The sequence below is a fragment of the Pseudomonas sp. BR20 genome (assembly GCF_050780135.1).
Taxonomy (GTDB): Bacteria; Pseudomonadota; Gammaproteobacteria; order Pseudomonadales; family Pseudomonadaceae; genus Aquipseudomonas.
Map to the genome: position 1 here is coordinate 6,116,525 of NZ_CP172012.1, position 15,681 is coordinate 6,132,205.

General features: G+C 56.0%; 21 protein-coding genes. 1 reads left to right on the forward strand and 20 read right to left on the reverse strand.

The window, feature by feature from the left end; all coding sequences use genetic code 11:
• Positions 1 to 79: 79 nt before the first annotated feature.
• Entirely contained in the window at positions 80 to 595 is a 516-nt protein-coding gene (locus tag ACHPFG_RS28190; RefSeq protein ID WP_003232445.1) for a single-stranded DNA-binding protein, read from the reverse strand.
• 9 nt (positions 596 to 604) lie between these two features.
• Positions 605 to 1,999 (reverse strand): MFS transporter, encoded by a 1,395-nt coding sequence (locus tag ACHPFG_RS28195; RefSeq protein ID WP_015886131.1) that lies wholly within the window; start codon positions 1,997 to 1,999, stop codon positions 605 to 607.
• A 178-nt stretch (positions 2,000 to 2,177) separates the two neighbouring features.
• Between ACHPFG_RS28195 and uvrA the strand changes: the two genes are divergently transcribed.
• Positions 2,178 to 5,012 carry an excinuclease ABC subunit UvrA gene (gene uvrA, locus ACHPFG_RS28200; protein ID WP_431701049.1) on the forward strand — a complete coding sequence of 945 codons (2,835 nt, stop codon included), beginning with the start codon at positions 2,178 to 2,180 and terminating at the stop codon, positions 5,010 to 5,012.
• Between the two features lie 65 nt (positions 5,013 to 5,077).
• Here uvrA and bfr read toward each other — a convergent pair whose 3' ends face one another.
• From bfr to rplX, 18 genes are all read right to left on the reverse strand, one after another.
• Positions 5,078 to 5,542 carry a bacterioferritin gene (gene bfr, locus ACHPFG_RS28205; protein WP_032884537.1) on the reverse strand — a complete coding sequence of 155 codons (465 nt, stop codon included), beginning with the start codon at positions 5,540 to 5,542 and terminating at the stop codon, positions 5,078 to 5,080.
• A gap of 155 nt (positions 5,543 to 5,697) precedes the next feature.
• A complete protein-coding gene (locus ACHPFG_RS28210; RefSeq protein ID WP_431701050.1) occupies positions 5,698 to 7,146 on the reverse strand; it encodes a catalase in 1,449 nt (482 codons plus the stop codon).
• A 237-nt stretch (positions 7,147 to 7,383) separates the two neighbouring features.
• The gene (gene rplQ / locus ACHPFG_RS28215) at positions 7,384 to 7,770 is read right to left on the reverse strand and encodes a 50S ribosomal protein L17 (RefSeq protein WP_003176402.1); all 387 of its coding nucleotides are present in this window, start codon (positions 7,768 to 7,770) and stop codon (positions 7,384 to 7,386) included.
• Positions 7,771 to 7,811: 41 nt separating this feature from the next.
• Positions 7,812 to 8,813, reverse strand: coding sequence for a DNA-directed RNA polymerase subunit alpha (locus ACHPFG_RS28220; protein ID WP_003176403.1), 1,002 nt, complete (start codon positions 8,811 to 8,813; stop codon positions 7,812 to 7,814).
• A 22-nt stretch (positions 8,814 to 8,835) separates the two neighbouring features.
• Positions 8,836 to 9,456: a 30S ribosomal protein S4 gene (gene rpsD / locus ACHPFG_RS28225; RefSeq protein ID WP_003176404.1), complete on the reverse strand. Its 621-nt coding sequence runs from the start codon at positions 9,454 to 9,456 to the stop codon at positions 8,836 to 8,838.
• A gap of 18 nt (positions 9,457 to 9,474) precedes the next feature.
• Positions 9,475 to 9,864: a 30S ribosomal protein S11 gene (gene rpsK / locus ACHPFG_RS28230; protein ID WP_002555466.1), complete on the reverse strand. Its 390-nt coding sequence runs from the start codon at positions 9,862 to 9,864 to the stop codon at positions 9,475 to 9,477.
• Positions 9,865 to 9,894: 30 nt separating this feature from the next.
• Entirely contained in the window at positions 9,895 to 10,251 is a 357-nt protein-coding gene (gene rpsM / locus ACHPFG_RS28235; RefSeq protein ID WP_024077676.1) for a 30S ribosomal protein S13, read from the reverse strand.
• Between the two features lie 129 nt (positions 10,252 to 10,380).
• On the reverse strand, positions 10,381 to 10,497 hold the full coding sequence (gene rpmJ, locus ACHPFG_RS28240) for a 50S ribosomal protein L36 (protein ID WP_002555468.1): 117 nt from the start codon (positions 10,495 to 10,497) through the stop codon (positions 10,381 to 10,383).
• 27 nt (positions 10,498 to 10,524) lie between these two features.
• Positions 10,525 to 11,853: a preprotein translocase subunit SecY gene (gene secY / locus ACHPFG_RS28245; RefSeq protein ID WP_003176406.1), complete on the reverse strand. Its 1,329-nt coding sequence runs from the start codon at positions 11,851 to 11,853 to the stop codon at positions 10,525 to 10,527.
• Positions 11,854 to 12,291, reverse strand: coding sequence for a 50S ribosomal protein L15 (gene rplO / locus ACHPFG_RS28250; protein ID WP_003176407.1), 438 nt, complete (start codon positions 12,289 to 12,291; stop codon positions 11,854 to 11,856).
• Between the two features lie 3 nt (positions 12,292 to 12,294).
• Complete coding sequence (rpmD, locus tag ACHPFG_RS28255; protein ID WP_003176408.1) at positions 12,295 to 12,471, reverse strand: 50S ribosomal protein L30; 177 nt, start codon at positions 12,469 to 12,471, stop codon at positions 12,295 to 12,297.
• Between the two features lie 2 nt (positions 12,472 to 12,473).
• A complete protein-coding gene (gene rpsE, locus ACHPFG_RS28260; RefSeq protein WP_003186035.1) occupies positions 12,474 to 12,974 on the reverse strand; it encodes a 30S ribosomal protein S5 in 501 nt (166 codons plus the stop codon).
• A gap of 3 nt (positions 12,975 to 12,977) precedes the next feature.
• Complete coding sequence (gene rplR, locus ACHPFG_RS28265) at positions 12,978 to 13,328, reverse strand: 50S ribosomal protein L18 (protein ID WP_003186037.1); 351 nt, start codon at positions 13,326 to 13,328, stop codon at positions 12,978 to 12,980.
• A gap of 10 nt (positions 13,329 to 13,338) precedes the next feature.
• Positions 13,339 to 13,872, reverse strand: coding sequence for a 50S ribosomal protein L6 (gene rplF, locus ACHPFG_RS28270; protein WP_003176412.1), 534 nt, complete (start codon positions 13,870 to 13,872; stop codon positions 13,339 to 13,341).
• A 12-nt stretch (positions 13,873 to 13,884) separates the two neighbouring features.
• A complete protein-coding gene (rpsH, locus tag ACHPFG_RS28275; protein ID WP_003176413.1) occupies positions 13,885 to 14,277 on the reverse strand; it encodes a 30S ribosomal protein S8 in 393 nt (130 codons plus the stop codon).
• A gap of 206 nt (positions 14,278 to 14,483) precedes the next feature.
• Positions 14,484 to 14,789: a 30S ribosomal protein S14 gene (gene rpsN, locus ACHPFG_RS28280; RefSeq protein WP_003176414.1), complete on the reverse strand. Its 306-nt coding sequence runs from the start codon at positions 14,787 to 14,789 to the stop codon at positions 14,484 to 14,486.
• A gap of 13 nt (positions 14,790 to 14,802) precedes the next feature.
• Entirely contained in the window at positions 14,803 to 15,342 is a 540-nt protein-coding gene (gene rplE, locus ACHPFG_RS28285; RefSeq protein WP_003194642.1) for a 50S ribosomal protein L5, read from the reverse strand.
• 22 nt (positions 15,343 to 15,364) lie between these two features.
• Positions 15,365 to 15,679, reverse strand: coding sequence for a 50S ribosomal protein L24 (gene rplX / locus ACHPFG_RS28290; RefSeq protein ID WP_007896770.1), 315 nt, complete (start codon positions 15,677 to 15,679; stop codon positions 15,365 to 15,367).
• Positions 15,680 to 15,681 lie beyond the last annotated feature (2 nt).

Sequence of the window (15,681 nt, forward strand, 5' to 3'; positions counted from 1 at the left end):
GCAAACCTGCAAAAAAGCCCCGAGAGCAGGGCTCACGGGGCTTTTCGGGAAAGCTATACGGATTGCTCCGAGATATATCCTAGAACGGAATATCGTCATCAAAGCTGTCGAAATCCGGAGCCGGTTGCGGAGCGGCCTGTTGCGGTGCTGGACGCGACTCACGCTGTGGCTGCTGGCTTGGCTGCGGGCGCGACTGTTGTGGACGCGGTGCCGAGTTGGACATGCCGCCCTGGCCCTGTTGGTCGCCCTGCGGACGGCCGCCCAGCAGTTGCATGGTGCCCTGCATGTCGACCACGATTTCAGTGGTGTAACGCTTGATGCCGTCTTTTTCCCACTCGCGGGTTTGCAGCTTGCCTTCGATGTAGACCTGCGAACCTTTGCGCAGGTACTCACCGGCGATCTCTGCCACCTTGCCGAACATCGACACACGGTGCCACTCGGTCTTCTCGACCTTCTGGCCGGTTTGCTTGTCGGTCCACTGTTCGCTGGTCGCCAGACTCAGGTTGGTCACGGCGTTACCGTTAGGCAAGTAGCGAACTTCGGGATCCTGGCCGCATGTACCGACCAATATGACTTTGTTAACCCCACGGGCCATAACGTTCTCCTATGCTGGGCGCGCTGTCGGCACTGGGTTGACCAGTTGCTCGAGCGTCGCGCGATCCAATAATTCGGTGTCCAATTTGATGTAAATGGCCGCCTCTTCAGCGACCACGACTGCATCTGTTACCCCTACGACAGCCTTCAGGCGCTCTACCAGACCGCTTTCACGGATCGCCTCGGGCGATAGCGGCAAACGCAGACTTGTGACGTAGGGAGGTTCGCGCATGGTAACAGCAAAGGCCAACCAAAGTGCAGCCAGCCCGGCGCATCCGAGGAACACAACCGACAAACCGCCATGCTGGAACATCCAGCCGCCCATGATGCCGCCCAACGCCGAGCCAAGGAACTGGCTGGTGGAATACACCCCCATCGCCGTGCCCTTGCCACCCGCCGGTGAAACTTTACTGATCAGCGAAGGCAATGAAGCCTCCAGCAGGTTGAACGCGGTGAAGAACACCACCGTGCCGATAACCAGCGCCCGTAGGCTGTCGCCGAACTGCCAGAAGAATAGTTCAGTGAGCATCAATGTCGCGACGGCGCCGAGCAGAACTCGTTTCATTTTGCGTTTCTTCTCGCCATAGATGATGAACGGGATCATGGCGAAGAACGAAATCAGCAGTGCGGTGAGGTAGACCCACCAGTGCTGTTCCTTGGGCAGCCCGGCTTTTTCCACCAGCGCCAGGGGCAAGGCGACGAAGCTGCACATCAGCATTGCGTGTAATACGAAGATACCTAAGTCCAGGCGCAACAGGTCCGGGTGCTTGAGCGTCGGCAATAGTGCCTTGCGTGCAACGCCCGACTCACGGTGCTGCAACGTGCCAGTGGAGCGCGGCACCATGAAGGCCACGATCACGATCCCGAACAATGCCATGCCGCCGGTGGCAAGAAACAAGCCGTGCAAGCCAAAGGCACGTGTCAGCAACGGGCCGACGACCATGGCCACGGCGAACGACAGGCCGATGGTCATGCCGATCATGGCCATGGCCTTGGTGCGGTGTTGCTCGCGGGTCAGGTCGGACAGCAGCGCCATGACGGCAGCGGAAATCGCCCCTGCACCTTGCAGGATGCGTCCGGCGATCACGCCCCAGATCGAATCGGATTGTGCCGCCAGCACGCTGCCGAGGGCGAAGACGATCAGCCCGAGGTAAATCACCGGACGCCGGCCAATACGGTCGGAAATGATTCCGAACGGGATCTGAAAAATCGCCTGGGTCAGGCCATAGGCGCCAATCGCCAGGCCGATGAGTGCGGGAGTCGCGCCTGCCAGATCCATTCCATAGGTCGCCAGTACCGGCAACACCATGAACATGCCAAGCATACGGAACGCGAACACCAGGGCCAGACCGCTTGCTGCTCGGGTCTCGCCGCTACTCATGCGTTCGCTGTGGGGATCGTGCATGGAAAAACCTCGTGTGAACCGGCGGCGATTCTACCAGTCCCATCGATTGAGAGGGTATATGCGGCGGTTTGCCGCGCAGCTTTCATGTAAGGCTGCAAGCGGCCTTTTGACAGTGTATATTCATCCAGTCTTTAGCCGTATACTCCGGCATTATTTACGCCCGCCGTGCGAGGCCATCTTGGACAAGATCCTGATTCGTGGGGCTAGAACCCACAACCTGAAGAACATCGACCTGACCCTGCCCCGGGACAAACTGATCGTCATCACCGGCTTGTCCGGCTCCGGCAAATCGTCCCTGGCGTTCGATACGCTGTATGCCGAAGGTCAGCGTCGTTATGTGGAATCGCTGTCGGCCTATGCCCGTCAGTTCCTGTCGATGATGGAAAAGCCAGACGTCGACACCATTGAAGGCCTGTCGCCGGCGATTTCCATCGAACAGAAGTCGACCTCCCATAACCCGCGTTCTACCGTGGGCACCATCACCGAAATCTACGACTACCTGCGCCTGCTGTACGCGCGGGTAGGCATCCCTCGCTGCCCGGACCACGACATTCCGCTGGAGGCCCAGACCGTCAGCCAGATGGTCGACCTGGTGCTGGCCCAGCCGGAAGGCGCCAAGCTGATGCTGCTGGCGCCGGTGATTCGCGAGCGTAAGGGCGAACATCTCTCTGTATTCGAAGAGCTGCGTGCACAGGGCTTTGTACGTGCGCGCATCAACGGCAAGCTGTATGAGCTGGACGAAGCGCCGAAACTCGACAAGCAGAAGAAGCACTCGATTGATGTAGTGGTCGATCGCTTCAAGGTACGAGCCGACCTGCAGCAGCGTCTGGCGGAATCGTTCGAGACCGCGTTGAAGCTGGCAGACGGTATAGCCCTGGTGGCGCCGATGGATGACGAGCCGGGCGAGGAGATCATCTTCTCCGCACGCTTTGCCTGCCCGATCTGTGGCCACGCGATCAGCGAGCTGGAACCCAAGCTGTTCTCCTTCAACAACCCGGCCGGCGCCTGTCCGACCTGCGATGGCCTGGGCGTGAAGCAATTCTTCGACATCAAGCGTCTGGTCAACGGCGACCTGACGTTGGCGGAGGGAGCGATACGCGGCTGGGACAGGCGTAACGTCTACTATTTCCAGATGCTGGGATCGTTGGCGTCTCACTACAAGTTCAGCCTTGAAGTGCCATTCAACCAACTGCCGGCAGACCAGCAGAAGGTCATCCTCAATGGCAGCGGTTCGCAGAACGTCGACTTCAAGTACCTGAACGACCGTGGCGACATCGTCAAGCGCTCCCACCCGTTCGAAGGTATCGTGCCGAACCTGGAGCGGCGCTACCGTGAGACTGAATCGGCGAGCGTGCGCGAAGAGCTGGCGAAATTCCTCAGCACTCAACCTTGCCCGGATTGCCGGGGCACTCGCCTGCGTCGTGAAGCGCGGCATGTGTGGGTCGGCGAAAAAACCTTGCCCGCGGTGACCAACCTGCCGATCGGCGATGCCTGCGAATACTTTGGTGTACTGAAGCTGACCGGACGCCGTGGGGAAATTGCCGACAAGATCCTCAAGGAAATTCGCGAGCGCTTGCAGTTCCTGGTTAACGTCGGCTTGGACTATCTATCCCTGGACCGCAGCGCCGATACCTTGTCCGGCGGTGAAGCGCAGCGGATTCGCCTGGCCAGCCAGATTGGTGCCGGCCTGGTGGGGGTGTTGTACATCCTCGATGAACCATCGATTGGTTTGCACCAGCGCGATAACGATCGCCTGTTGGGCACGTTGAAACACCTGCGGGACATCGGCAACACAGTGATCGTGGTCGAGCACGATGAAGACGCGATTCGCCTGGCGGACTACGTGGTTGACATTGGCCCAGGCGCCGGCGTGCATGGTGGACATATTGTCGCCGAGGGCACGCCTGCCGAGGTAATGGCACACCCCGACTCGTTGACCGGCAAGTACCTGTCTGGCCGCGTGAAAATCGCAGTGCCAGCCAAGCGCACACCGCGCAACAAGAAGATGGCATTGCACCTCAAGGGCGCGCGCGGCAACAATTTGCGCAATGTAGACCTGGAAATTCCCCTGGGCCTGCTGACCTGCGTGACCGGTGTTTCCGGCTCAGGCAAGTCGACGCTGATCAACAACACCTTGTTCCCCCTGAGTGCCACCGCCTTGAACGGCGCGACCACCCTGGAAGCAGCCGCGCACGACAGCATTAAGGGCCTGGAACACCTGGACAAGGTGGTCGATATTGACCAGAGCCCGATTGGCCGCACACCGCGCTCCAACCCGGCTACCTATACCGGGCTGTTCACACCAATTAGGGAACTGTTCGCTGGCGTGCCGGAATCCCGTTCTCGGGGCTACGGTCCTGGCCGGTTCTCGTTCAACGTCAAGGGCGGGCGTTGCGAAGCATGCCAAGGCGATGGCTTGATCAAGGTGGAGATGCACTTCCTGCCGGACATCTACGTACCGTGCGATGTGTGCAAGAGCAAGCGTTATAACCGCGAAACCCTGGAGATCAAGTACAAGGGCAAGAGCATCCATGAAACCCTTGAGATGACCATCGAGGAAGCTCGAGTGTTCTTCGACGCAGTCCCGGCGTTGGCGCGCAAGCTGCAGACATTGATGGATGTGGGTCTGTCGTATATCAAGCTGGGACAGTCGGCGACTACGTTGTCCGGTGGTGAGGCGCAGCGGGTGAAGCTGTCTCGCGAGCTGTCCAAACGCGATACGGGCAAGACCCTTTATATCCTGGATGAACCAACAACCGGCCTGCACTTCGCGGATATTCAGCAGCTGCTGGACGTGTTGCACCGCTTGCGAGACCACGGCAACACCGTGGTGGTGATCGAGCATAACCTCGATGTGATCAAGACCGCCGACTGGCTGGTTGATCTAGGGCCGGAAGGCGGATCCAAGGGTGGCCAGATCATTGCCGTAGGTACTCCGGAGCAGGTCTCCGAGATGCCGCAATCGCATACTGGTTACTACTTGAAACCATTGCTGGAGCGCGACCGGGCCTGATATCAAGGCTCAATAAAAAGCCCCTGTCACTGCTGAGGTGACAGGGGCTTTTTTGTAGCCGGAAATCAGAACTGCGATTGCAGGTAATTCTCCAGCCCCACCAACTTGATCAGGCCCAACTGCTTTTCCAGCCAGTAAGTGTGATCTTCTTCGGTATCGTTCAACTGCACGCGCAGGATTTCCCGCGTGACGAAGTCGCTGTGCTGCTCGCAGAGCTCGATGCCCTTGCAGAGCGCGGCACGCACTTTGTATTCAAGGCGAAGATCGGCTGCGAGCATATCAGGTACGCTGGTGCCCACGTCCAGGTCGTCGGGACGCATACGTGGCGTACCTTCGAGCATCAGGATACGGCGCATGAGTGCGTCGGCGTGCTGCGCCTCTTCTTCCATTTCGTGGTTGATACGTTCGTAGAGTTCGGTAAAACCCCAGTCTTCGTACATGCGCGAGTGGATGAAATATTGGTCACGAGCTGCCAGTTCGCCCGTCAGCAACGTGTTGAGGTAATCGATTACGTCGGGGTGACCTTGCATCGCCCTACATCTCCCTGCTTGAAAGTCTGTAGTTTGAACCATGATGACGCGGAGGTCACGGGACTAACGGCAGAAAAGTGAAGATTTCCGGAGAAAAGTAGCTGAAATAACGCAAAAACCGCCCAAATGAGGGCGGTTCTGCTTATCGTTTAGAGTCAGTTAAGCGATACACCCAGTGCCTTTGCGATTGCTTCTCCATAAGCAGGATCTGCCTTGTAGAAGTGCTGCAATTGACGCTGGACCACATCACTGGAAACTCCGCCCATTGCCCCCGCGATGTTGCTGGTGAGCAATGTCTTCTGCTCATCGCTCATCAGGCGGAACAGCGCACCGGCGTGGCTGTAGTAGTCGGTGTCTTCACGGTGATCGTAACGATCAGCTGCACCGCTCAAAGCTAATGCTGGCTCGGCGTATTGAGGCGCTTGCTTGGGTGCTTCGGCGTAGCTGTTCGGCTCGTAGTTCGGAGTTGCACCACCATTGCTGCCAAATGCCATCGAACCATCACGCTGGTAGCTATTCACCGGGCTGCGTGGAGCATTCACCGGCAACTGCTGATGGTTGGTGCCCACGCGGTAGCGGTGAGCATCCGCATAAGCGAAAACGCGACCCTGCAGCATGCGGTCTGGCGACAAGCCAACACCTGGAACCATGTTGCTTGGACCGAATGCTGCCTGCTCCACTTCAGCGAAGTAGTTCTGCGGGTTACGGTTAAGCTCCAACTCGCCCACTTCAATCAACGGAAACTCTTTCTGCGACCAGGTTTTGGTCACATCAAACGGATTCTCGTAATGAGCGTTCGCCTGGGCCTCGGTCATGATCTGGATGCAAACCCGCCATTTCGGGAAGTCACCACGCTCAATCGCACCAAACAGATCACGCTGGGCATAATCAGGATCGGTACCGGCCAAGCGTGCAGCCTCAGCCGGCGCCAGGTTCTTGATGCCTTGCTTGGTCTTGTAGTGCCACTTCACCCAGTGTCGCTCGCCGTTGGCGTTAATCAAGCTGTAGGTGTGGCTACCAAAGCCGTGCATATGACGGTAGCCATCGGGAATACCACGGTCCGAAAACAGAATGGTGACCTGGTGCAGCGCCTCTGGAGAGTGCGACCAGAAGTCCCACATCATTTGGGCGCTTTTCAGGTTGCTTTGCGGCAAGCGCTTCTGAGTATGGATGAAATCTGGGAATTTCAGCGGATCGCGTATGAAGAACACCGGCGTGTTGTTACCCACGATGTCCCAATTGCCTTCTTCGGTGTAGAACTTCAAGGCAAAACCACGGGGATCGCGCTCAGTGTCTGCCGAACCACGCTCACCACCCACAGTGGAGAAGCGCAGGAACGTTGGAGTTTGCTTACCAACGGACTCGAACAATTTGGCGCTGGTGTACTGGGTAATGTCTCGGGTGACCGTGAAGGTACCGTAGGCACCCGATCCCTTGGCGTGCACGCGACGCTCAGGGATATTTTCACGGTTGAAATGGGCAAGCTTCTCGATCAGGTGAAAATCGTCGAGAAGCAGCGGGCCGCGCGGGCCGGCTGAACGGGAATTCTGGTTGTCCGCAACGGGAGCGCCGCTGGCGGTGGTAAGGACTTTATTCTGGCTCATGCTCAATTTTCCTCAGGTCGGACTTGGAACTGCCGGCTAATCGGCTTGGAGGGAGTATTGACTATCAACATGACACCTACAAATTCATTAAATCGTAAGCATCAATAGAGAATAACTAACAACACCCCAAGCTCATAGTTGCCGAGCGCTGCCTGTGGAAGCTTGTACAAATCGCGCTTTTGTTACGCGCACAAAAAACCGGGCACTCGGCCCGGTTCTTCGTTACAGCTTGTCGTCTTACTCGGCGCTTACAGCTTCGCCGGCAGTAGCACGATCAACCAACTCGACGTACGCCATAGGCGCGTTGTCGCCAGCGCGGAAACCGCACTTGAGGATGCGCAGGTAGCCACCCTCACGGGTAGCGTAACGCTTGCCCAGGTCGTTGAAGAGCTTACCAACGATAGCTTTCGAACGAGTACGGTCGAATGCCAGACGGCGGTTAGCCAGGCTGTCTGTCTTAGCCAAAGTGATCAGCGGCTCAGCAACGCGACGCAGTTCTTTAGCTTTCGGCAGTGTAGTTTTGATCAGCTCGTGCTCGAACAGCGACACCGCCATGTTTTGAAACATGGCCTTGCGGTGCGAGCTGGTACGGCTCAGGTGACGACCACTTTTACGATGACGCATGGTTCATTCCTTACCAAACTCACGTTCGGTGATTACGACGATCAGGCAGTCGCCTTGTCGTCCTTCTTAAGACTTGCAGGCGGCCAGTTGTCGAGGCGCATGCCGAGGGACAGACCGCGGGAGGCCAGAACGTCCTTGATTTCAGTCAAGGATTTCTTGCCCAGGTTCGGAGTCTTCAACAGTTCTACTTCGGTACGCTGAATCAGGTCGCCGATGTAGTAAATGTTTTCCGCCTTAAGGCAGTTAGCCGAACGTACAGTCAGTTCCAGATCGTCAACCGGGCGAAGCAGGATCGGATCGATCTCGTCTTCCTGCTCGATTACCACTGGTTCGCTGTCACCTTTGAGGTCGACGAACGCAGCCAACTGCTGTTGCAGAATGGTTGCAGCGCGGCGAATAGCCTCTTCAGGATCCAGAGTACCGTTGGTTTCCAGATCAATAACCAGCTTGTCCAGGTTAGTACGCTGCTCGACACGGGCGTTTTCCACCACGTATGCGATACGGCGAACCGGGCTGAACGAAGAGTCAAGCTGCAAGCGACCAATGCTGCGGCTTTCGTCTTCATCGCTCTGACGCGAGTCGGCCGGTTCATAACCACGACCACGAGCTACGGTGAGCTTCATGTTCAGGGCGCCGTTAGACGCCAGGTTAGCGATTACGTGATCGGGGTTAACGATCTCGACATCATGATCCAGCTGAATATCGGCAGCGGTAACCACCCCCGAACCCTTCTTCGACAAGGTCAGCGTAACTTCGTCACGGCCGTGCAGCTTGATAGCCAGACCTTTAAGGTTCAACAGGATTTCAATTACGTCTTCCTGTACACCTTCGATGGCGCTGTACTCGTGGAGCACACCGTCAATCTCGGCCTCGACTACTGCACAGCCGGGCATTGAGGACAACAGGATGCGGCGCAGCGCGTTGCCCAGGGTGTGGCCAAAACCACGCTCGAGAGGCTCGAGAGTGATCTTGGCGCGGGTTGGACTGACAACCTGCACATCAATGTGGCGGGGTGTCAGGAACTCATTTACCGAAATCTGCATGGATGCACCTATTTTCTAGCCCTTACTTGGAGTAGAGCTCGACAATCAGGCTTTCGTTGATGTCGGCGGACAGATCACTGCGAGCAGGAACGTTCTTGAAAACGCCCGACTTCTTCTCAGTGTCTACTTCTACCCATTCTACGCGGCCACGTTGGGCACACAGATCGAGAGCTTGGACAATGCGAAGTTGGTTTTTTGCTTTCTCGCGAACTGCGACCACGTCACCAGCACGAACCTGGTAGGACGGAACGTTTACGGTCTGACCGTTAACGCTGATCGACTTGTGCGATACCAGCTGACGGGATTCGGCACGAGTCGAACCAAAGCCCATACGGTATACAACGTTGTCCAGACGGCATTCGAGCAGTTGCAGCAGGTTTTCACCGGTTGCACCTTTCTTGCCAGCAGCTTCTTTGTAGTAGCCGCTGAACTGACGCTCGAGAACGCCGTAGATACGACGGACCTTCTGCTTTTCACGCAGCTGGGTGCCGTAATCGGACTGGCGACCGCGGCGTTGGCCGTGGATACCAGGTGCTGCTTCAATGTTGCACTTCGATTCGATCGCGCGCACGCCGCTCTTCAGGAAGAGATCGGTGCCTTCGCGACGAGCGAGTTTGCATTTTGGACCAATGTAACGAGCCATTCTTTACAATCTCCTGGATTACACGCGGCGCTTCTTCGGCGGACGGCACCCGTTGTGCGGGATTGGCGTCACGTCGGTGATGCTGGCGATCTTATAGCCACAGCCGTTCAAAGCACGGACAGCAGACTCACGACCTGGACCTGGACCTTTGACGTTAACGTCGAGGTTTTTCAGGCCATATTCCAGCGCAGCTTGACCAGCACGTTCAGCAGCTACTTGAGCAGCAAACGGGGTGGACTTGCGGGAACCGCGGAAACCCGAACCACCGGAGGTAGCCCAAGAAAGCGCGTTACCTTGACGGTCGGTGATGGTCACGATGGTGTTGTTAAAAGATGCATGGATGTGGGCGATGCCATCAACCACTGTCTTTTTAACTTTTTTACGAGGACGAGCAGCAGGTTTTGCCATGATAATTTTCCTGTCGATTCGCTGGGGCGATTACTTGCGGATCGGCTTACGCGGACCTTTACGGGTACGCGCGTTAGTCTTGGTACGCTGACCGCGTACTGGAAGACCACGACGATGACGCAGACCGCGATAGCAACCGAGGTCCATCAAACGCTTGATTTTCATGTTGATTTCGCGACGCAGGTCACCTTCAGTGGTGAACTTCGCCACTTCGCCACGCAGCAATTCAATCTGCTCGTCGCTCAGATCCTTGATCTTAGCGGCTGGGTTTACCCCAGCAACCGCGCAAATTTTCTGCGCAGTAGTGCGACCAACACCATAGATGTAGGTCAGCGAGATAACAGTGTGCTTGTTATCTGGAATGTTAACGCCTGCAATACGGGCCATTCAGTGGGACTCCAATTGACAGCTACCTACGCCCCGGAAGCCAAGAAATAGGGCGCGAGATAATATCGCTGTAATAACAAATAATCAACCCGGCAGCGCACTAGCTGCCGGGCTTCAAGCGGATCACACTCAGCCTTGGCGCTGTTTGTGACGCGGTTCCGCGCTGCAAATTACTCGAACAACACCTTCGCGGCGAATAATCTTGCAGTTACGGCACAGCTTTTTCACCGATGCACGAACTTTCATCACCAACTCCTCGAACCTTATGGGTACTCAGCGCAACATGCCGCTGCCGTAACCCTTCAGGTTGGCTTTCTTCATCAGGGATTCGTACTGGTGCGAAACGAGGTGCGATTGTACTTGGGACATGAAGTCCATCACAACCACGACCACGATCAGCAACGAGGTCCCGCCAAGGTAGAACGGAACGTTTGCTGCAACCACCAGGAACTGGGGCAACAAGCACACGGCCGTCATATATAGAGCACCGAACAGGGTCAAACGAGTCAGAACGCCATCAATGTAGCGTGCAGACTGCTCACCTGGACGAATACCCGGAATAAAGGCACCGGACTTCTTCAGGTTTTCCGCTACGTCTTTCGGATTGAACATCAACGCCGTATAGAAGAAGCAGAAGAAAATAATCCCTGCACTAAACAGCAGAATATTCAACGGCTGACCAGGAGCGATCGACTGAGAGAGGTCCTGCAGCCAGCCCATATTTTCAGACTGACCAAACCAGGTACCCAACGAAGCCGGAAACAGCAAAATGCTGCTCGCGAAAATTGCCGGAATAACACCGGCCATATTCACTTTCAGCGGCAAGTGGCTGGTCTGCGCAGCAAAAACCTTACGGCCCTGCTGACGCTTGGCGTAGTGAACAGCAATACGACGCTGGCCACGCTCAATGAACACCACAAAACCGATAATCGCTACTGCCAGCAAACCGATGGCAACCAGGGCAAAGATATTGATATCACCCTGACGCGCAGACTCGAAAGACTGCCCGATTGCTCTCGGAAGACCGGCGACGATACCTGCGAAAATCAACATCGAGATACCGTTACCAACACCACGCTCAGTAATCTGCTCACCCAGCCACATCATGAACATCGCACCAGCCACAAAAGTGGATACCGCGACGAAATGGAAGCCAAAGTCACCAGTGAACGCAACACCCTGCCCCGCCAAGCCAACGGACATGCCGATAGCTTGAACCAGGGCGAGGATGACAGTGCCGTAGCGGGTGTACTGGCTAATCTTGCGACGGCCAGCTTCACCTTCCTTCTTCAACTGCTCCAGCTGCGGGCTGACGGCGGTCATCAGTTGCATGATGATCGATGCCGAGATGTACGGCATGATCCCCAGTGCAAAAATGCTCATCCGTTCCAGCGCGCCGCCAGAAAACATGTTGAACAAGCTAAGAATGGTCCCCTCATTCTGTCGAAACAGGTCTGCGAGTCGGTCCGGGTTGATACCTGGAACCGGGATGTGTGCGCCTATTCGGTAGACGATAATCGCCAGGAACAGAAAACGCAGACGAGCCCAAAGTTCAGACATACCGCCTTTGCCGAGCGCTGAGAGAGCACCTTGCTTAGCCATTTATTCCTCGAACTTGCCGCCAGCTGCTTCGATAGCCGAACGCGCACCTTTGGTGGCGCCGATTCCCTTGCCGATAGTGACAGCGCGAGTCACTTCACCGGACAGCATGATTTTCACACGCTGTACGTTGACGTTGATCACGTTGGCATCTTTCAGGGTCTGCACAGTAACGATGTCGCCTTCCACTTTAGCCAGCTCGGACAGACGCACTTCTGCGCGGTCCATGGCCTTCAGGGAAACGAAACCGAACTTAGGCAGGCGACGATGCAGCGGCTGTTGACCGCCTTCAAAGCCTGGAGCAATGGTGCCACCGGAGCGGGAGGTTTGACCTTTGTGGCCACGGCCACCAGTCTTACCCAAACCGCTACCGATACCACGGCCCGGACGATGCTTTTCGCGACGGGAACCCGGCGCTGGACTCAGATCATTGAGTTTCATCGATTAACCCTCGACACGCAGCATGTAGTAAGCCTTGTTGATCATCCCGCGATTCTCGGGAGTATCCTGGACTTCTACAGTGTGACCGATGCGACGCAGACCCAAACCCTTAACGCACAATTTGTGGTTAGGGATGCGGCCGGTCATGCTTTTGATCAGCGTTACTTTAACGGTAGCCATGATCAGAAGATCTCCTTGACGCTTTTGCCACGCTTGGCGGCAATGGATTCAGGAGATTGCATAGCTTTCAAACCTTTGAAAGTGGCGTGAACCACGTTTACCGGGTTAGTCGAGCCATAGCACTTGGCCAGAACGTTCTGAACGCCAGCAACCTCGAGGACAGCACGCATAGCGCCGCCAGCGATGATACCGGTACCTTCAGAAGCAGGCTGCATGTACACCTTCGAAGCGCCGTGAGCGGACTTCATTGCGTACTGCAGCGTGGTGCCGTTCAGATCAACTTGGATCATGTTGCGACGAGCAGCTTCCATTGCCTTCTGGATCGCAGCAGGCACTTCACGTGACTTACCACGGCCGAAGCCAACGCGCCCTTTACCATCACCAACCACGGTCAACGCGGTGAAAGTGAAGATACGGCCGCCTTTAACGGTTTTGGCTACGCGGTTAACTTGAACCAGCTTCTCAATGTAGCCTTCGTCGCGCTTTTGGTCGTTATTTGACATAACTTAGAACTCCAGCCCAGCTTCACGAGCAGCATCAGCCAGCGCTTTAACGCGGCCGTGGTACTTGAAGCCAGAGCGGTCGAAAGCCACTTGCGAGACGCCAGCGGCCTTAGCACGCGTAGCGACCAGCTGGCCAACCTTTGTGGCCGCGTCGATGTTGCCAGTGGCACCATCACGCAGTTCTTTATCCAAAGTCGAGGCGCTGGCCAAGACTTTGTTGCCGTCGGCCGAGATGACCTGGGCGTAGATGTGCTGCGACGAGCGGAACACGCAGAGACGCACGACTTCGAGTTCGTGCATTTTCAGGCGTGCTTTGCGAGCGCGACGCAGTCGAGTAACTTTTTTGTCGGTCATTTGCTATGCCCTACTTCTTCTTGGCTTCTTTACGACGGACGACTTCGTCCGCGTAGCGCACACCTTTGCCTTTGTACGGCTCTGGTGGACGGAAGTCGCGGATCTCAGCAGCCACTTGACCTACCAGTTGCTTATCGATGCCCTTGATCAGGATATCGGTCTGGCTAGGAGTCTCAGCGGTGATGCCTTCCGGCAGTTCGTAATCCACTGGGTGCGAGAAGCCAAGGGCCAGGTTCAAAACCGTGCCTTTTGCTTGCGCTTTGTAACCAACACCGACCAGCTGGAGCTTACGCTCGAAGCCTTGGCTTACGCCTTGGACCATGTTGTTTACCAACGCACGCGTGGTACCAGCCATTGCGCGAGTTTGTTGATCGCCATTGCGAGCAGCGAAACGCAGCTCACCAGCTTCTTCAACGATCTCAACGGACGAATGGATATTCAGTTCAAGAGTGCCCTTGGCACCCTTCACCGAAAGCTGTTGGCCTGCGAATTTGACTTCGACACCGGCTGGCAGCTTAACGGGGTTCTTAGCGACGCGAGACATGCTTATCCCCCCTTAGAACACAGTGCAAAGAACTTCGCCGCCGACACCGGCAGCGCGCGCAGCACGATCCGTCATCACACCTTTGTTGGTGGAGACGATAGACACGCCCAGACCGCCACGAACTTTCGGCAGATCTTCAGCGGACTTGTACTGACGCAGGCCTGGACGGCTAACGCGCTTCACTTCCTCGATGACCGAACGGCCTTCGAAGTACTTCAGCTCGATGGACAGCAGTGGTTTGATTTCGCTGCTGATCTGATAACCCGCAATGTAGCCTTCGTCTTTCAGGACTTTGGCAACAGCAACCTTCAACTTGGAAGATGGCATGCTTACGACGGACTTTTCAGCCATCTGGGCATTACGGATACGAGTTAGCATGTCCGCTAACGGGTCCTGCATACTCATGGGCTAGACGCTCCTAATACAAAAAAATTAGCCTTGCGGCTACATATGTCGCTGAGAATCTCCGGGTAAAAAACACGGGCTCAGGCGAGCCGCGTATTTTAGACACACTCCGGAAATGAAACAAGCCCCAAAAGGGGCTTGTTCCAGATTCAGGGCCACCGGCGGTCAGTATCTTTCGATTCAGACCACCTAGGCGCTGAAAGTACTTACCAGCTGGCTTTAACCAAACCTGGTACGTCACCACGCATTGCCGCTTCACGCAATTTGTTACGGCCGAGGCCGAACTTGCGGTAAACGCCGTGTGGACGACCGGTCAGGCGGCAGCGGTTACGCATGCGCGAAGCGCTTGCGTCACGTGGCTGCTTCTGCAGGGCAACTGTAGCTTCCCAACGCGCTTCTGGACTTGCGTTCAGATCAACGATGATTGCTTTCAGTGCTGCACGCTTCTTGGCGTACTTGGCAACCGTGAGCTGACGCTTCAGCTCGCGGTTTTTCATGCTCATCTTGGCCATGGTCCTACTCCAATCAGTTGCGGAACGGGAATTTGAAAGCACGCAACAGGGCGCGACCTTCATCATCGTTCTTGGCAGTGGTGGTCAGGGTGATGTCCAGACCGCGGAGAGCATCGATCTTGTCGTAGTCGATTTCCGGGAAGATGATCTGCTCTTTCACGCCCATGCTGTAGTTACCACGACCATCGAAGGACTTGGCATTCAGGCCGCGGAAGTCGCGAACCCGAGGCAGGGAGATCGACAGCAGACGATCCAGGAATTCGTACATACGCTCACGGCGCAGAGTCACTTTGACGCCGATCGGCCAACCTTCACGGACTTTAAAGCCAGCGATGGATTTCCGAGCGTAAGTCACAACGACTTTTTGACCGGTGATCTTTTCCAGGTCAGCAACAGCGTGCTCGATGACTTTTTTGTCGCCGATCGCTTCGCCCAGACCCATGTTCAGGGTGATTTTGGTAACGCGCGGAACTTCCATCACGTTCCCGAGCTTAAGTTCTTCCTTAAGCTTGGGGGCGATTTCCTTCCGGTAAATCTCTTGTAGTCGTGCCATGGTCTTATCTACCTAGCAGTGTTCAAGCATCAACCGCTTTTTGGGTCGACTTGAAGACACGAATTTTCTTACCGTCTTCTACTTTGAAACCAACGCGGTCAGCCTTGTTGGTTTCGCCATTGAAGATGGCGACGTTAGAAGCGTGCAGTGGCGCTTCTTTCTCGACGATACCGCCTTGTACGCCCGACATCGGGTTAGGCTTGGTATGACGCTTGACCAGGTTCAGACCACCAACAACCAGACGGTCGTCAGCGAGAACCTTCAGCACCTTACCGCGCTTACCTTTGTCTTTGCCGGCGATCACGATGATCTCGTCGTCACGACGAATCTTTTGCATGT

What these genes read in the sequence shown, in the direction of transcription:
- bfr (WP_032884537.1), bottom strand. Translation starts at nt 5,542, where the DNA reads ATGCAAGGTCACCCCGACGTAATCGATTACCTCAACACGTTGCTGACG.
- ACHPFG_RS28195 (WP_015886131.1), bottom strand. Translation starts at nt 1,999, where the DNA reads ATGCACGATCCCCACAGCGAACGCATGAGTAGCGGCGAGACCCGAGCA.
- rplE (WP_003194642.1), bottom strand. Translation starts at nt 15,342, where the DNA reads ATGGCACGACTACAAGAGATTTACCGGAAGGAAATCGCCCCCAAGCTT.
- rplR (WP_003186037.1), bottom strand. Translation starts at nt 13,328, where the DNA reads ATGACCGACAAAAAAGTTACTCGACTGCGTCGCGCTCGCAAAGCACGC.
- rplF (WP_003176412.1), bottom strand. Translation starts at nt 13,872, where the DNA reads ATGTCTCGCGTCGCTAAGAACCCCGTTAAGCTGCCAGCCGGTGTCGAA.
- rpmJ (WP_002555468.1), bottom strand. Translation starts at nt 10,497, where the DNA reads ATGAAAGTTCGTGCATCGGTGAAAAAGCTGTGCCGTAACTGCAAGATT.
- rplO (WP_003176407.1), bottom strand. Translation starts at nt 12,291, where the DNA reads ATGAAACTCAATGATCTGAGTCCAGCGCCGGGTTCCCGTCGCGAAAAG.
- rpsK (WP_002555466.1), bottom strand. Translation starts at nt 9,864, where the DNA reads ATGGCAAAACCTGCTGCTCGTCCTCGTAAAAAAGTTAAAAAGACAGTG.
- rplQ (WP_003176402.1), bottom strand. Translation starts at nt 7,770, where the DNA reads ATGCGTCATCGTAAAAGTGGTCGTCACCTGAGCCGTACCAGCTCGCAC.
- rplX (WP_007896770.1), bottom strand. Translation starts at nt 15,679, where the DNA reads ATGCAAAAGATTCGTCGTGACGACGAGATCATCGTGATCGCCGGCAAA.
- rpmD (WP_003176408.1), bottom strand. Translation starts at nt 12,471, where the DNA reads ATGGCTACCGTTAAAGTAACGCTGATCAAAAGCATGACCGGCCGCATC.
- rpsD (WP_003176404.1), bottom strand. Translation starts at nt 9,456, where the DNA reads ATGGCTCGTTACATTGGTCCAAAATGCAAACTCGCTCGTCGCGAAGGC.
- ACHPFG_RS28210 (WP_431701050.1), bottom strand. Translation starts at nt 7,146, where the DNA reads ATGAGCCAGAATAAAGTCCTTACCACCGCCAGCGGCGCTCCCGTTGCG.
- rpsE (WP_003186035.1), bottom strand. Translation starts at nt 12,974, where the DNA reads ATGTCAAATAACGACCAAAAGCGCGACGAAGGCTACATTGAGAAGCTG.
- rpsM (WP_024077676.1), bottom strand. Translation starts at nt 10,251, where the DNA reads ATGGCCCGTATTGCAGGCGTTAACATTCCAGATAACAAGCACACTGTT.
- rpsN (WP_003176414.1), bottom strand. Translation starts at nt 14,789, where the DNA reads ATGGCCAAGATGAGCATGAAAAACCGCGAGCTGAAGCGTCAGCTCACG.
- rpsH (WP_003176413.1), bottom strand. Translation starts at nt 14,277, where the DNA reads ATGAGTATGCAGGACCCGTTAGCGGACATGCTAACTCGTATCCGTAAT.
- secY (WP_003176406.1), bottom strand. Translation starts at nt 11,853, where the DNA reads ATGGCTAAGCAAGGTGCTCTCTCAGCGCTCGGCAAAGGCGGTATGTCT.
- ACHPFG_RS28190 (WP_003232445.1), bottom strand. Translation starts at nt 595, where the DNA reads ATGGCCCGTGGGGTTAACAAAGTCATATTGGTCGGTACATGCGGCCAG.
- ACHPFG_RS28220 (WP_003176403.1), bottom strand. Translation starts at nt 8,813, where the DNA reads ATGCAGATTTCGGTAAATGAGTTCCTGACACCCCGCCACATTGATGTG.